Source organism: Lentzea sp. NPDC042327 (assembly GCF_040647275.1).
In the GTDB taxonomy this organism is placed as follows: Bacteria; Actinomycetota; Actinomycetes; order Mycobacteriales; family Pseudonocardiaceae; genus Lentzea.
On sequence record NZ_JBEZBX010000004.1, the window covers coordinates 585361 to 600757 of the forward strand.

14 protein-coding genes are annotated in these 15397 nt (G+C 71.9%); 4 read left to right on the forward strand and 10 right to left on the reverse strand.

From position 1 onward, the window contains the following. Positions 1-10: 10 nt before the first annotated feature. On the reverse strand, positions 11-409 hold the full coding sequence (locus tag AB0A63_RS13430; protein ID WP_360389658.1) for a helix-turn-helix transcriptional regulator: 399 nt from the start codon (positions 407-409) through the stop codon (positions 11-13). Between the two features lie 349 nt (positions 410-758). Between AB0A63_RS13430 and AB0A63_RS13435 the strand changes: the two genes are divergently transcribed. After that, on the forward strand, positions 759-1775 hold the full coding sequence (locus tag AB0A63_RS13435) for a gamma-glutamylcyclotransferase (protein WP_360389660.1): 1017 nt from the start codon (positions 759-761) through the stop codon (positions 1773-1775). Positions 1776-1786: 11 nt separating this feature from the next. Then, positions 1787-2419 (forward strand): VOC family protein, encoded by a 633-nt coding sequence (locus AB0A63_RS13440; protein WP_360389662.1) that lies wholly within the window; start codon positions 1787-1789, stop codon positions 2417-2419. Here the strand turns inward: AB0A63_RS13440 and AB0A63_RS13445 are convergent. The 5 genes from AB0A63_RS13445 to AB0A63_RS13465 are packed head-to-tail and all read right to left on the reverse strand — an operon-like array spanning position 2380 to position 8195. Continuing rightward, positions 2380-3756 carry a cellulose binding domain-containing protein gene (locus AB0A63_RS13445; RefSeq protein WP_360389664.1) on the reverse strand — a complete coding sequence of 459 codons (1377 nt, stop codon included), beginning with the start codon at positions 3754-3756 and terminating at the stop codon, positions 2380-2382. The genes AB0A63_RS13440 and AB0A63_RS13445 overlap by 40 nt on opposite strands. After that, positions 3753-5192 carry a beta-N-acetylhexosaminidase gene (locus tag AB0A63_RS13450; protein ID WP_360389667.1) on the reverse strand — a complete coding sequence of 480 codons (1440 nt, stop codon included), beginning with the start codon at positions 5190-5192 and terminating at the stop codon, positions 3753-3755. The genes AB0A63_RS13445 and AB0A63_RS13450 overlap by 4 nt, the downstream gene beginning before the upstream one ends. Beyond that, positions 5189-6010 (reverse strand): carbohydrate ABC transporter permease, encoded by an 822-nt coding sequence (locus AB0A63_RS13455; RefSeq protein WP_360389670.1) that lies wholly within the window; start codon positions 6008-6010, stop codon positions 5189-5191. The genes AB0A63_RS13450 and AB0A63_RS13455 overlap by 4 nt, the downstream gene beginning before the upstream one ends. Next, complete coding sequence (locus AB0A63_RS13460; RefSeq protein WP_360389673.1) at positions 6007-6954, reverse strand: sugar ABC transporter permease; 948 nt, start codon at positions 6952-6954, stop codon at positions 6007-6009. Before AB0A63_RS13460 ends, AB0A63_RS13455 begins: the two co-directional genes overlap by 4 nt. Further along, complete coding sequence (locus AB0A63_RS13465; protein ID WP_360389676.1) at positions 6954-8195, reverse strand: extracellular solute-binding protein; 1242 nt, start codon at positions 8193-8195, stop codon at positions 6954-6956. The genes AB0A63_RS13460 and AB0A63_RS13465 overlap by 1 nt, the downstream gene beginning before the upstream one ends. A 180-nt stretch (positions 8196-8375) precedes the next feature. Here AB0A63_RS13465 and AB0A63_RS13470 point away from each other — a divergent pair, with 180 nt between their 5' ends. After that, positions 8376-9080, forward strand: coding sequence for a GntR family transcriptional regulator (locus AB0A63_RS13470; protein WP_360389679.1), 705 nt, complete (start codon positions 8376-8378; stop codon positions 9078-9080). Positions 9081-9108: 28 nt separating this feature from the next. Here AB0A63_RS13470 and AB0A63_RS13475 read toward each other — a convergent pair whose 3' ends face one another. Then, the gene (locus AB0A63_RS13475) at positions 9109-9849 is read right to left on the reverse strand and encodes a class I SAM-dependent methyltransferase (protein ID WP_360389682.1); all 741 of its coding nucleotides are present in this window, start codon (positions 9847-9849) and stop codon (positions 9109-9111) included. A gap of 54 nt (positions 9850-9903) precedes the next feature. Continuing rightward, positions 9904-10683, reverse strand: coding sequence for a hypothetical protein (locus AB0A63_RS13480; protein ID WP_360389685.1), 780 nt, complete (start codon positions 10681-10683; stop codon positions 9904-9906). A 297-nt stretch (positions 10684-10980) separates the two neighbouring features. Between AB0A63_RS13480 and AB0A63_RS13485 the strand changes: the two genes are divergently transcribed. Next, complete coding sequence (locus tag AB0A63_RS13485; RefSeq protein ID WP_360389688.1) at positions 10981-13125, forward strand: hypothetical protein; 2145 nt, start codon at positions 10981-10983, stop codon at positions 13123-13125. A 31-nt stretch (positions 13126-13156) separates the two neighbouring features. Here the strand turns inward: AB0A63_RS13485 and AB0A63_RS13490 are convergent, their stop codons facing one another. Together AB0A63_RS13490 and AB0A63_RS13495 are read right to left on the reverse strand one after the other, a co-directional pair. Continuing rightward, on the reverse strand, positions 13157-13924 hold the full coding sequence (locus AB0A63_RS13490; protein ID WP_360389691.1) for an amino acid ABC transporter ATP-binding protein: 768 nt from the start codon (positions 13922-13924) through the stop codon (positions 13157-13159). Next, positions 13921-15387, reverse strand: coding sequence for an ABC transporter substrate-binding protein/permease (locus tag AB0A63_RS13495; RefSeq protein ID WP_360389694.1), 1467 nt, complete (start codon positions 15385-15387; stop codon positions 13921-13923). Before AB0A63_RS13495 ends, AB0A63_RS13490 begins: the two co-directional genes overlap by 4 nt. Positions 15388-15397 lie beyond the last annotated feature (10 nt).

The following is a 15397-nucleotide window of genomic DNA, read 5'->3' on the forward strand; positions in this document are numbered from 1 at the left end:
CGACGCACGGTCAGGCCTCCGGGATCTCGACGACGACGTGGGTGGACTTGATCGACGCGACCGCGACGCTCCCGGCCTCGAGGCCGAGCTCGTCCGCGGCCTCCCTGCTCATGAGCGACACGACCCGGAACGGCCCCGCCTGCATCTCGACCTGCGCCATCACACCGTCCTTGAGCACGCGCGTCACGATTCCCCGCATCCGGTTGCGCGCCGACGCCGCCACCGTCGTCCCCGCCTCGGTGCCCTCGGCCACCCGCTGCGCGAACGCCGCGAGCTCCTTGCCGTCGATCGCCTTGCGCCCGTTCTCGGCCACGGTGGCCGCGAGCCGCCCCTGGTCGACCCACCGGCGCACGGTGTCGTCGCTGACACCCAGGAGGGCGGCGGCCTCGGTGATCCGCAGATTCGGCATGATGCGCATCCTATGTCCCGCGCCTGCGGACACAAGAGCCATCCGATTGCGGCTTCTGCGGAACACACCGCCGGGTGCTCGCCCGTCCGGCGCACCACCGCGCGTCCTGCCCCCGCCAGCCACCGCACCCGCGTGCCGGTGCACCCGCGTCCCGCAATCCCGCGCGCCCCAGCGCGCCCGCACCCCGCGCACCCCGCGTCTCGCTCAGCCCAGCGCGCCCGCACCCCCGCACACCCCCAGCGCGCCCGCGTCCCGCAATCCCGCCCGCCCCAGCGCGCCCGCGTCCCGCTCCCAGGCGCACCCCTGGCACCCCGCGTCCCGCTCACCCCCCCGCCCGTACCCTGATCCCATGATCACTTCCACGGCGCGGGCCAGGGTCGTGGCCCGGATCGCCGACCACCTCGCGAGCCGGGACCCCGGACACCCGCTGCGCGTCGCCGTCGACGGCGTCACCGCGGCCGGCAAGACCACCCTGGCCCGCGAGCTCACCGCCGCCGTCGCCGAGCGGGGCCGTCCCGCCGCCCACCTGTCCATGGACGGCTTCCACCACCCGCGCGCCCACCGCCACCGGCGGGGCCGCGACTCCGCGGACGGCTACTACGCCGACGCCTACGACTTCGCCGCGGTCGCCCGCGAGGTCCTCGGCCCGCTCGGTCCCGGTGGTGACCGCCGCTACCGCGAGCGCATCCTCGACCTGCGCGCCGACACCCCGGTCGACGAACCGCCGCTGACCGCCGCCGACGACCTCGTCCTCGTCGTGGACGGCAGCTTCCTGCAACGCGACCTGACCTGGGACGAGGTCGTCTTCGTCGACACGGCGTTCGAGGTCGCCAAGACCCGCGGCACCCGGCGGGACGCCGAACTGCTGGGCGGCGCGGCGGAGGCGGCGCACACGTTCGAGCACCGCTACCACGCCGCGAGCCGCCGGTACCTCGCCGAGGCGAACCCCGTCGGCAGGGCCACCGTCGTGGTCGGCAACGACGACGTCGCGCACCCCGTGCTGCGCCGCATCGGCGGCCCGGCCGGCGCCACCGCCCGGCTGTTCTCCTACGGCACCCTGCAGCTGGAGGCGGTGCAACGCGAACGCTTCGGCCGCGTGCTCGCGGGCGAGCCGGACCTGCTGCCCGGCCACCGGCAGGACTGGGTCACGATCACCGACCCGGACGTGGTCGCGATCAGCGGCACCGACCGGCACCCGATCGTCCGCCGCACCGGCGACCCCGCCGACACCACCAAGGGCACCGTCCTGACCGTCACCGCCGAAGAGCTGGCCGCGGCGGACGTGTACGAGGTCGACGACTACCGGCGCGTGCTCGTGGCGCTCGGTTCCGGCCCCGCGTGGGTATACCTCGCCAAGACGGACTGAAGGAGGCGCTCGTGCGGATCGACCACCTGGTGTACGCGGTCCCGGACCTGGAGGCCGGGGTCGACGAGTTCGAGCGGCTCTTCGGCGTCCGCGCCGCCGGCGGCGGACAGCACGTCGGCATGGGCACCCACAACCGGTTGCTCGCCCTCGGCCCGCACACCTACCTGGAGCTCATCGCCCCCGACCCGGCGCAACCCGAGCCGGCCCTGCCCCGGCCGTTCGGCGTGGACGGCATGACCGGGCCCGGTCTCGTCGGCTGGGCCCTCGCCACCGACGACATCGACGCGGCGCGGGACCACGCGGCGGCGAACGGCCACGACCCCGGACCCGTCATCGACGGCCAGCGGCGCACTCCGGAGGGCGGCCTGGTCACCTGGCGCCTCACCACGAACGCGCTGCGGGGCGGTGTGATCCCGTTCCTGATCAGCTGGGGCACCACCCCGTCCCCCGCGACCACCGCTCCGCAAGGCCTGGAGCTGCGGCACTTCCACGTCGAACACCCCGACGACATCACCCCGCAGCTGCGCGCGCTGCAAGCCGACGTGGAGACGGCGAAGGGCCCGGAGCCCGCGCTGACAGCGCGGATCTCCGGGCCCGGTGGCACTCACACGTTGTCGACGTGGTCCACGCCGGAGCCGCGGTAGCCGTTCACCGCGGACGTCACCTGCGCGGGCGAGAGAACGCGGTCCTTCGCGAAGTACACCCAGTCGACCTCCTGCTGGTAGGCCCGCTCCGCACCGCTGCCGACCAGGCCGCCGGAGATGAACCACAGGTTGAAGTTGATCGACATCGGCGTCTCCGGGTAGTACCTGTCACCGTGGTCGGCGACCTGCGTGCCGTCGATGAAGTACTTCACCCGGCCGCCGCCGACCTGGATCACGAGGTCGTGCCAGCCCGCCCAGCTCTGCCGCTGCTCGGTGTGGACGTTGTCGGCCACCCACGGCTCGTTCTGGTAGGTCTCCCAGGTCGTCTCGTACATGATGTTGGCCGGTTCGCCCCAGCCGCCGTTGGGCAGGTACTCGAAGTCGAGCTCGCCGTAGTTCGGGTCCATCGGCGCGTTCAGCGGCGTGATGGTGAAGAACGTCTGCACCACGTGGTCGCCGTCCGGGCCGAACACGGGGGCGTCGGAGAACTTCACGCGCGCGGCGTAGGTGCCCTCGAAGAACTTGCGCTGGTGGAACACCTCGGTCTGCGCGGCGGCCGAGCCGTTGTTCCACGAGTCCAGGCGCATGACCTTCTGGCCGCCCACGGTCGGGAACGTGACCCGCGACGGGTCCCAGGTGGCACCCGGCACGCCGGGACCGCCACCGCCGGAGCGCACGGTCCAGCCGCGCTGGGCGATGCGGCTGTCGCCGGAGCTCGCGTAGTTGAAGTCGTCGAAGAGCGCGGGACCGCTGCCGGGGTTGGACGGCGTGGTGGTCGTCGTGCTCGTCGTCGGGCCGGTGCCGCCGGGCGGGGTGCCCCACAGCAGGGTGCCGCCGCGGTGCACGGTCACCCGGTTCCACGCCGAGTAGGTCGAGTCGGCGCGGTAGGAGTAGTCGTCGCTCTGGACGATCCGGCTCCAGTTGCTGCGGTAGAACCGCAGTTGCAGGTCACCGGTGTCGGTGCCGGGGCTCAGCGTGCCGGCGCCCGCGGTGAAGCCGACCTCCAGGTAGCGGTCGGCGGGGCCGCCGGACAGGGTGCCGAACTGGCCGGTGACGTTGCCGCAGCCGCGCACGGCCCACGAGCAGGCGAACCGGTAGCCGACGTCCGGGATGTCGGACTGGAAGTAGTAGCGGACCTTCACCTCGGACAGCGGAACGGTGGTGGTGCCGGTGTTGACGACCTTCAGCCACGGTTCGACCTGGTCGACGGACGCGGCGGCGGCGCTGGTGCGGTGGTGCGCGGTGAGGGCGTCGGCGGCGAACGCCGACGGCTCGGTCGCGAGGCCCGCGACCGTCAGCGCGGCTGCGGTGAGTGCGGTCAGGGTGCGTTTCTTCACGAGTCTCTCCTGGGTACGGCAGGGGTGGACCGGGAGACGAGCTCCTCTCTGGTCTGGAGTGGACGGAGGCCCAGCTCGGCGAGCCGGGCGTTGTGCGGCCGCATGCGGGTCACGAAGCCCTCCCACGACGGTGTGGCGGCCCAGAGCGTGTCGGCGAGGGCGGCCAGGCGGGGGAAGGCCTGGTGTTCCAGGTGGTGGCGGGTGCGGACGTGCTCGGTCCAGAGCTGGCACTGGGCGCCGAGCACGCCCTCGGGCAGCGGCACGTGGTAGACGTCCTGCGCGGTCACCACGAAACCGGGCTGGCCCGGTGGTTCGCCGGGCGAGTCGGACTGCGGGTAGTCCAGGTAGGTCGAGGTGTGCGGCGCCATCACGACGTCCTGGCCGCGCCGCAGCGCCGCCACGGCCTGGTCGGCGTCGCGCCACGGCATCACGACCGACCGCGGGTCGCCGGTCGGTTCCCACGCGACCGGTGTGCGGCCGTTGTCCAGCAGGAACTCCACGGCCTGGCGGAGGAACCAGCCCCGTTCCTCCTCCGGCAGCGGGCACTCGTCACCGCCGATGTGGACGTGCTGACCGGGGAAGATGTCAACGACCTCGGCGAGCACGTCCCGGCAGAACCGCACCGCGTCCCGGTTGAACGCCGAGTCGCTGATGCCCCAGCCCGTCCAGACCGGCAGGTTCCGCCCGTCACCCAGCTCGGGGTAGGCGGCGATGGCAGCACGGGCGTGACCGGGCATCTCGACCTCCGGCACGATCCGCACCCCGCGGTCGGCCGCGTGCGCCACCAGCCCCTCCAGCTCGGCGCGCGTGTAGCTGCCGCCGTGCGGGACGCCGTCGCCGTTCGTCTCCGGCCGCCACCCGCCGACCTCGGTCAGCCGCGGGTAGCCGGGCACCGGCAGCCGCCAGCCCTGGTCGTCGGTCAGGTGCAGGTGCAGGACGTTCAGCTTGTGCACGGCCATCAGGTCGACGAACCGGCGCAGCACGTGCACCGGCTGGAAGTGCCGTGCGACGTCGAGCATCAGCCCGCGCCACGGCAGCCGCGGCACGTCCCGCACGTCCACACCCGGCAGCACCCAGTCCACATCGGACACCCGCGTGGACCGGTAGACCTGCGGTGGCAGCAGCTGCCGGATCGTCTGGACGCCGTGCCCCAGGCCGGCGGTCGTGCCGGCGCGCAGCAGGACGCCGTGCTCGTTGACGGTCAGCGCGTAGCCCTCTGCGCCGAGCCCGACGAGCCGTTCGTCCAGCGCCACGACGATCCGCCCGTCGGCGGTCGAGGGCAGCGGCAGCCCGGTGGCCGGTCGCAGCACCGCGCGCAGCAGCCGCGCGGCGCCCTCCGCACCGGGGGCGGGCCTGATCCCGGTCTCCGCGGTGAGCGTGAACCCCTTGCCCCTGGCGACCACGCGCATGGGCTGTGGCACGAGCACTGGTGTCATCCCTTCACCGCTCCCCCGACGATGCCGGTCGTGACCCGGCCCTGCAGCACGACGAAGATCAGCAGCACCGGCAGCATGAACAGCGTCGAGGCGGCCATCGTGGCGCCCCAGTCGGTGCCGAAGGTGTTCTGGAACGACGACAGCCACACCGGCAGCGTGCGGTCGTCCTGGTCCTTGATGATCAGCACGTTGGCGAACGCGAACTCGTTCCAGGCCGTGATGAACCCGAACAGCGAGGTCGCCAGCAACCCCGGTGCGAGCAGCGGGAAGACCACCCGCCGGAACGCCTGCCCGCGCGAGCAGCCGTCGACCAGCGCCGCCTCCTCCAGGTCCGGCGGGATGGCCGCGAGGAACCCGCGCAGCGTGACGATCGTGAACGGCAGCGTGATCATGAAGTAGACCAGCGTGAGCATCCAGAGCGTGTCGAGCATGCCGGTGTCGCGCGCGATCACGTAGATCGGGATCAGCAACGCCTCCCACGGCGTCATCTGCGCGATGAACACCATCAGAACGAACGCCCGCCGCCCCCGCCACCGCAGCCGCGCCACGGCGTAGGCCGCGAGCAGGGCCACCAGCAGCGCCAGCAGCACCGCGCCGCCCGCCACGAGCAGGCTGTTGCGCCAGAACGAGGAGAAGCCCTGCGCCGAGACCGCGGTGCCGAAGTGCTCGAACGTGACCGACACCGGCAGGAACGTCGGTGTCGCGCTCTGGATGTCCCGCGTCGGCTTGATCGCGGTCAGCACCATCCAGTACACCGGGAACACCGCCACGGCGAACACGACGAGCGCCGCGACCGTCCTGAGCACCCGCCCGGTCATGCTTCCCGCTCCTGCCGGTAGAGCACGCGGAAGTACGCGAGCAGCGCGATCACCAGCAGCAGCACCATGAGCATCGACACCGCGGCGCCGAGGTCGTAGCGCTGCAACGACTGCGCGACCTGGAAGGCGTACACCGGCAGCGTCGTCGTCGACTGGCCGGGCCCGCCCTGGCTGACCACCCAGATCTGCACGAACGCCTTGGCCACCCAGATCACCTCCAGGCACGTGACCAGGCCGAACATCGCCCTCAGCAGCGGGAAGGTGATCGTGGTGAACACCCGCCACGCGCCGGCGCCGTCGATCCGCGCCGACTCGTACAGTTCAGTCGGCACTGTGACCATCGCGGCGTACAACGACAAGGCGGCGAACGGCACGGACTGCCAGACGACCAGGCCGACGAGGATGCCGAACGTGGCCTCGCCGTCGGCGAACCACGTGTAGTCGCGGTACTGCTCGAACCCGAGCGCGACGAGCAGCCAGTTGACCACGCCCAGCCGGGACTGGAAGAGCCACTGGAACACCGTGGTGGCCGCGATGACCGGCGTGGCCCAGGTGAGCACCAGCCCGCCCATCACCAGCAGCCGCAACCACCTCCCCAGCCGCATCAGCAGCAGCGCGACCAGCGTGGACAGCACCATGATCAGCACGACGTTGACCGCGGTGAACCACAGCGTCCTGCGCACCACGGCCCAGAACTCCGGGTCGGCCAGCACCTCGGCGTAGTTGGCGAACCCGACGAACTGCGCGTCGCCGCGCACCAGCTCGGGCAGCCCGAACCGCTGGAACGAGATGACCACGTTGCGCACCAACGGGTACACCAGCAGGTACGCGGTGGTGAGCACGGTCGGCGCGATCAGCAGGTACGGCAGCACCACGCGCTTGCGGCGCTTCGGGGAGGGTGGAGCGGCCGCTGTCACCGGCCGTTCCGCCACGAGCGTCGCCACTACTTGCCCGAGTTGAGGGCTTGGGTGATCACCGTGTCGGCCCGCGCCGCGGCGGTGGCCGGGTCGGTGCCGGTCAGCACGGCGGTCTGGAACTCCTTGATCGGGTTGCGCGCCTCGACGGCGGCCCAGTTCGGTGAGTTGGGGGTGGCGTGCCCGTTGGCCGCACCCTTGGCCATGGCGGTCGTGCCGGGGTCGTCACCGATCTTCGTGGCGAGCGACCTGCGGTTCGGCACGTAGTTCATCGTCTTGGCGAGCTCGACCTGCCACTGCTCGCCCGCGAGCGCCTTGACGACCTCGTAGGCACCGCTCTGCCGGCTCGACGCGAGCGGGATGATCAGGTCGGAGCCGCCGGTGAACACCGCGCCCGGCCGGTCGGCGGTCTTGCCGGGGACCGGGAAGAAGCCGAGCTGGTCGGCGAGCGCCGGGTTGGCCTTGGCGACGAGCTTCGCCGAGCCGGGCGCCGCGATGTACTGGGCGACCTTGCCGGTGGCGACGACGTCGGTCTGCTGCGGCTTGGCCTCGTCGGAGTCCCTGGGACCGTCGCCGAGTGCTTGGAGCTGCTTGTAGAAGTCCATGCCCGCCAACGCCTGCGGGGTGTTGAGCGCGCCCTTCCAGCTGCCGCCCGACTCCTGCGCGAGGTCGCCGCCCTCGTCCCAGACGAAGCCGGCGAGGGTGTACCAGTTCTGGCCGGGCAGGTAGATGCCCTGCTGGTCGCCCTGGTCGAGCTTGCGCGTGGTCTCCAGCCACTCCGCGCGGGTCGTGGGCGGCGTGACGTTCGCGGCGGCGAAGAGGTCCTTGCGGTAGATCACCACCCGGTTGGCCGCGTAGAACGGGACGCCGAACTGCTTGCCGTCCACCGCGCCGGGTTCGGCGAGACCCGGGACCCAGTCGTCACCGCCCAGCTCGGCCTTCTTGTCGCTCAGGTCGGTGACGCCCTTGCTGGCCACGTACTGCGCGACCTGGGTGTTGCCGACCTCGATCACGTCGGGCGGGTCGGTGCTGGCCAGCGCGCTGGTCACCTTCTGCGTGATGCCGTTCCACTCCTGGATCTGGACCTTGACGTCGAACCCGGTGTGCTCGCGTTCGAACTCGGTCTCGAACCGCTGCACGAACTCGTCGGTCGCGGTGTCCCTCATCAGCCAGACGGTGATCTCCTCCCTGCCCCCACCTCCCCCGCCGGAGGTTCCGCAGGCGGACAGCGCGAGAGCCAGCACGAGCAGGGCGGCAGAGCGACGCGGCACGGCTCACCTCTCCGGAGTGATGTGACCAATTGGTCAGGTCCGATGGGTGAGGTAGAAAGTGGCATAGACCACTTCGCACGTCAATAGCCTGGTTAGACGCGTGAGAGCGCTCTCGATCTTCGACGGACCAGGTACTTACCAGTGGTATGCAATACTGGCCGCCCAGCCAGCGGAGGTGCCATGGGAGAGCCGATCCTCAAGCGCGAGCGGGTCCGCGACCACCTGCTGGAGCTCATCGAGACGCACCCGACCGGCGCCCCGATCCCGGCCGAACGCGTGCTGTGCCAGCAGCTCTCGGTGTCGCGGCCGACGGTCCGCAGCGCCGTCGAGGAGCTCGTCAACCTCGGCCTGCTGGTCCGCCAGCACGGCCGCGGCACGTTCGTGGCCCGCGCCAAGATCACCCAGGAGCTGGTGTCCGACTCGCACGCCATGACCGCGCCCGCCGCCTCCGGCACGTGGTCGAGCCGCGTGCTGGAGCACGCCAAGATCCCCGCCGGCGCCCGCGTCGGCCGCCGGCTGCACGTCTCCCCGGCCGCCGAGATCCACTACATCGCCCGGCTGCGGCTGGTCGACGGCGAGCCCATGGCGATCGAGCACCTGCACGTGCCGGTCGCGGTCGCACCGGGCCTGACGTTGCACGACATGGAGTCCGGTGACTTCTACGAACGGCTGCGCGAGCACGACGTGCACGTGACCGAGGCCGTGCAGTCGATCGAGCCGACCGTCACGAACGACACCGAGGCCGCGCTGCTGGCCGTGCCGGTGCTGGCGCCCGCGCTGCTGTTCGAACGCCTGACGACGGACGCCCAGAGCCGGAACGTCGAGTACGTGCACTCGATCTACCGGGGCGACCGGTACCGGATCGTGTCGCGCCTGACGTTCTGAGCACCCCCGGGAGGGTGCTGTCGCGGTCTCAGACCGGCTTGCGCCACACGGAGATGTGCTTCGCGGAGTCCTGGGTGAACGGGGTCCCGTCCCAGTCCGCGACCCGGCGTTCCAGCTCGAGGCCGGCGATCCGGGCCATCAGGTCGAGCTCCGCCGGCCAGGCGTACCGGTGCCGGGAGCTGCCGCGGCGGTAGCGGCCGTCGTCGCCGTCGCGGGTGAGGTGGTGCGAGACGAGGACCTGCTCGACCAGGTCGAAGGTGTCGAAGCCGAGGTGCTGCTCGGAGACGTCGAACGGCACCGCGACCTGACCGGGCGGCAGGAAGCGCAGCGGCGGCACCCCCAGCTCGATGACGAACCGGCCGCCGGGCCCCAGGTGCCGTGCGGCGTTGCGGAAGCACTCGACCTGCTCGTCCTGGGTGAGCAGGTTCGTGATGGTGTTGTAGACCAGGTAGACCAGGCTGAACTCACCGGGGACGACGGTGGTGGCCATGTCCCCGATGACCACCGGGAGCACGTCCTCGTCGACCTTGCGCCGCAGCACCGCCGCCATGTGCTCGGACAGCTCGATGCCCGCGACCGGCACGCCGCGTTCCCGCAGCGGGACGCCCACCCGTCCGGTGCCGATGGCGAACTCCAGTGCCCGGCCGTCCCCGGCGAGGCCGGCGAGGAAGTCGAGCGTCGGCCCGAGGACGGCAGCCGAGAACGCTTCGGTCTCCTCGGCGTCGTAGCGGTCGGCGGTGGCCCGGCTCCACAGTTCGCTGCTCGTCACGGGCAACCACTCTGCCGAGCACCGTGGGCGCTGTCGACGCATTTACGCCGGTGCTCAGGGGTTCTTGTCGGCCGGGATCTTGTCCAGCTCTTCGAAGACGCTCACGAACGCGTCCGGTCCGACCTGCAGCCACCCCTTGTACGGGTGCGACATGCCGACGCACACCGCGCACACCGCGGCGAGGACACCCGCGGTGATCGCGATCTGCACGACGTGCCGTGCCCGCGCCGTGAAACCCATGAGCAGCGGGAACACGATCATGGCGACGGCACCGACCAGGGTGGCGGCGAGCATGATCTGTCCGGTCGTGCTCAGGCCCTGGGCGGCGTCGACCCGTTCGCGGCGCTGGTCGCGGATGTCGCGGACGCGTTCGACCATCCTGTCCCTGGCGCTCTTCACCTGCTCCGGCGTCGCGGGGAGGCTGACGACCTCCAGGTGCAGCGCGTCGAGCACGCGGTCGGTGCGCTCGTCGGTGGCTCCCTCGGCCAGCCGCGGCCACTCGTTGTCCACAACGGACTTGGCGTAGTCGCGCAGCAGTGTGCGGACGCGGTCGCGCTGCGGCTGCGGGAGAACCGCGGTCTGCCAGTAGGAGTCGACGACGGCGGCGGCCTCCGCGGACGAGGTGTCCTCGACCGACGACGCGTCCTCCCACACGATCACCGTGTAGAAGGCGAGGGCGACGATGAAGAGCCCGCTCAGCACCGCGCCGAGGAAGCCGCGCGAGTCGGCGTCGCGGTCGTCGGCCTGCTCGTGGTCCCTCGACCGTCCGACCAGGACGGTCACGACCACGGTGACCACCACCGCCACGCCGGTGATGGCGAGGATCATCAGCATGCGGCCGGGTCCTTCGCTGTCGGGAGTGCGGTGTCCATCATGGGCACAGTCCGGTGGCGGCCCGCCAGGACGGGGCCCGCGAATCACGCTTTGCGGTGGTGGTTGCGACCCGGTCGAGTGGTGGGAGCCGGTTTGGGTGCCTTCCGGGGTCAACCGTCTGGGCGACGGCACGCGGTTGTCCACCTGAACCAGGGAACCGAGGCCGTTCAGTCCTCTACGGACGGTGAGGTTCGCGGTGCTCGCGTTCCCGGCGGATGTGCCATCCTGGCCCGCGCCCGTCCGGTGAGGAGTGGTCGCGTGCGCGTTGTCGTCGTCCTGTCCGCAATCGGGGTGTTCCTCGCCCTGTTCGCGCCGGCGCCGCCCTCCAGAGCGGCGGAGACCTGGCACACGCAGTTCGACGCGGCGGTCTACGGCGACATGGCGGTCGTCGGCAACGCGGTGGTGACGTGCCCGACGCCCGAGCAGGCGGGGCCGCACCCCAGGTACCCGCCGCAGGCCTGCGTGGACGCGCAGCGCCGGGTCGGCCAGGGCCGCGGCACCCTCAACAACAACCACCGGATGGTGTGGGCCGACGTCGACGCCGACCCGGCCACGTTCAACTCCTCGCGTGCCCGCGTGACGATCCCGGACGGCGCCGAGGTCGCCTACGCCAAGCTCGGCTGGGCGGGCAACGCCCGCTGCCTGAACGGCGAGGCGCCGCCCGGTGACCCGCGCACCCAGCCGGTCACCCTGGTGGTGAACGGGACCTCGGGCGTGGTCGACCGGTTCACCGCGGTGGTCGACGACCCCGGCTCGATCGAGCACACCGACAACCGGTTCTACAGCGCGGAGGCCGACGTGACGGCCCGCTTCGCCGCCGTCCACGGCAGCGCCGAGCTCACCGCCGGCAACATCTGGACACCGCAGGGCCCCGACTGCTTCGGCGGCTGGTCGGTGACGGTCGTGTGGCGCTTCGCCACCGCTGTCCCCGCGGCTCCGGCGCAGCGCCGGGTCGTGGTGCACGGCGGTCACGTCCGCCTCACCACCGCCGTGAACACCATCCGCACCCAGGTCTCCCCCACCCGCGCGGCCGGTGGCGTGACCCGGTTCGGCGTCGTCGGCTACGAGGGCGACTGGGGCACCGGCGGCGACCGCCTGCTGGTCAACGGCTCCGCGCTGGGCGACCGCGACAACTTCTTCGTCTCGGCGGCGGACGGCGCGGTGGCACCGGCCGCGCTGAACAACATGAGCGTCGACGCGCGCACCCTGTCCGTGTCGAGCGAGCAGCTCCCACCGGGTGCGCGCACCGCCGAGCTGACCCTCGCCCGCGACGAGGACGCGTTCCTGGTGCAGAGCCTGGCGTGGTCGTTCCCGCTGCCGGCCCTGACCGTGACCGTCACCCCCGGCGCGCTGGCCGCGTACCCCGGCGGCGAGGTCAGCCGGACCGCCGTGGTGACCAACGCCGGTGACGCGCCCGCCGCGGCGGTCGTGGTGTGCGGTCAGGACGCGGGAGAGCTGGCACCGCACGCCTCGGTGTCGCGGACCTGCGTGTCGAAGGCCGGGCAGGACGACTTCACCGCGGTCACCGACGTGTCCGGCCGGTCGCTCGCCGGCGACCCGCTGACCGCCCGCGCCACGACCCCGGTGGACGTGCTGCACCCGGCGCTGAAGGCGTCGGCCACGGCATCACCCTCGACGGTGTTGCCCGGTGGGCAGCTGACGCTCACGACCGTCGTCACCAACACCGGTGACGCGGTGCTGTCCAGCGTCTCGGCACGGGCCTCCGCGGACTGCGGCACGGTCCCGCGGCTCGACCCCGGCGCTTCGTCCACCGTGGAGTGCACGGTCGTCGCGGGCGAGGAGAGCGGCAGCGCGGTGGTGACCGTGACGGCCGCGGACCAGCTGGGCGGCACGGTCCGCACCGAGGCGTCGGCGAAGTACACCGTGGTCTACCCGAGGCTGACCATCACCGCCGTCTGGTCCACCGACAGCGCACGCGAGGGCGAACTGGTGACGATCACCGTGACCGTCGGCAACCCGTCGGCGATGCCCATCACCGACGTGCGCGTCACCGGCGAACCGGTGTCCTGTCGCCGGAACATCCCCGTCCTCGCACCCGGCGAACGCCTCACCTACACCTGCGTCGCCGCCGCACCGCTGAACACCCGGCTGCTCGTGTCCAGCGCCGCCACCGGGACGGCGATCAGCGCCTCGGCGGACGTGCGGGTCGCCTCCCTGTCCGAGCCCGTGCCGGCGCCGGTGGTCCAGCCGCCTGCGGTCCAGCCACCCGCGCCCCAGCCGCCGGTGGCCCAGCCGGCGCCCGCCGAGCCGGTCCCGGCCGCGCCGGAGCCGGTCGCGGACGTGCAGCCGATGCCGAAACCGGTGGTCGGCGGGGTGGCGGCGATCATCAGCGCGGTGGTGATGGCGATGGTGGCGAGCGTGCTGTCCGGGATCAGGCGCTGAGGTCCGCCGGCGCCGCCGTGCCGGTTGGACGTCAGCCCGGGTCGAGGACCCGTTTGAGGAACCGCCGCGTCCGCTCCTCCCGCGGGTCGCCGATGACCTGCGCGCTGGGCCCGTGCTCCACGATCAGCCCGCCGTCGAGGAACAGCACCTGGTCCGCGACGTGCTCGGCGAACCGGATCTCGTGCGTGACGACCACCAGCGTCCAGCCCTGCGCGGCCAGGTCCCTGATGACCGCGAGCACCTCCCCCACCAGCTCGGGGTCCAGTGCCGAGGTCGGTTCGTCGAACAGCACGACCCGCGGCTTGAGCGCCAGTGCCCGCGCGATGCCGACGCGTTGCTGCTGACCACCGGAGAGCTGGGACGGGTAGGCGTCCGCGCGGTCGGCGAGGCCGACCTGGTCCAGGAGCCGGCGAGCGTCGGCCACGGCCTCCTCGCGCGGGCGGCGCTGGGCGACGACAGGGCCCTCGATGATGTTCTCGAGGACCGTGCGGTGCGGGAACAGGTTGTGCGACTGGAACACCATGCCGCTCTGCGCGCGCAGCCGCTCCTTCTGCACACGGCCGGCCTTGCCCGCGGGCAGGGCGGCGAAGTCGACCTCCACGTCGTCGATGCCGACGACGCCGCGTTCCGGGGTCTCCAGCGCGTTGAGCGAACGCAGGACCGTCGTCTTGCCGGAGCCGGACGGTCCGATGAGCACGGTCGCGGTGCCCTGCTCCGCGGTGAGGTCGACGCCGCGCAGCACCTGGTTGTCGCCGAAGGACTTCTCCAGGCCGTGCACTCGGATGCGGGGCTCGGTCATGCGATCACGTACCTGCTCAGTCGGGTTTCGAGACGTTTCTGGGCACCGGACAGCGCCACGCACACCACCCAGTAGTAGAGGCCGGCGAACGAGTACAGCACCAGGAACTCGTTGCTCTCCGCCGCGGCCAGCTGCGACTCGCGGAACAGCTCCGTCAACAGCACCACGGACCCCAGCGACGTGTCCTTCAGCAGCGACAGCAACGTGTTCGACAGCGGCGGCACCGCGGTCCGCGCCGCCTGCGGCAGGACGATGCGCCGCAACGTCTGCGGGTAGTCCAGCCCGATCGTCTGCGCCGCCTCGAACTGCCCCTTGGGCACCGCCAGGATCGCCGACCTGATCACCTCGGCCGCGTAGCCGGCGACGTTCAGGCTGAACGCGATCACCGCCGCGGTGAACGGCGGGAACTTCAGCCCCACCTGCGGCAGCCCGTAGAACACGATGAACAGCTGCAGCAGCAACGGCGTCCCGCGGATGACCGAGATGAACGCCCGCGCCAGCCCGCTCAGCACCCGGTAGCCGGAGATCCGGGCGAGCGCGACGAGCAGGGCGAGCGCGAGGCCGATCGCGAAGCTCAGCGCCGTCAACGGCACCGTGACCTTCATCAGCCCCACGAACATCGGCCACGCCGTGCTCCGGACGACCTCCCAGGTGCTGCGCGGCCCGCGGTTCTGGCTGAGGTCGGCCTCGCCGCCGTCGGGCACGGACACGTTGGCCCTGAAGTACTTCTGCGAGATCGTGCCGAGCGTGCCGTCGGCCTTCAACGCCTGGACCGCCTGGTTCGCCTGCGCCCTGAGCTGCTCGTCGGCCTTGCGGAAGGCGAGCACCTGCTCGCTGCCCGCGTCCCCGGCGTCGCCGGCGATCTCGATGTCACTGGACCCGGTCGACGCCAGGTAGTCGAGCACCGCGATGTTGTCGTTGACGATCGCGTCGACCCGCCCCTGCACGAGCAGCGCGGCGGCCTGCGCGAACCCCTCGACGGCCTCGACGTTCGCCCCGGCGTCCTTGGCGACCTTCGCCCAGTTGCTGGTGCTCGACTGCGCGGTCGTCCTGCCCTTGACGTCCGCGAGCGACTTGATCCGGTCGTCGCCCTTGCGGCGCACGACCACCCCGCGCGAGTACGTGTAGGTGTCGGACAACCCGTACCTGGCGTCCCGCTCGGCGTTGCGCGACACCTGGTTGGCGATGACGTCGATGCGGCCGGCGTCGAGCGCGGGGAAGATCGCGTCCCACTGCGTCTCCACGAACTCGACCCGCCACCCGGCCTTCGCCGCGACCGCCTCGACGACCTCGATGTCGTAGCCGGTGAGCTCCTGCGAGCCCAGGTCGTGGAAGGAGAACGGCGGATACGTCCCCTCGGTACCGACGCGGACCACGGTCTGCTCCTGGCTCGCGCTCGCCGGCGCGGCCCCGGTCGCCACCAGCAGGAGGAACAGCACCGCGCCCTTGAGCACGTGTCGCATGCACGGAGCG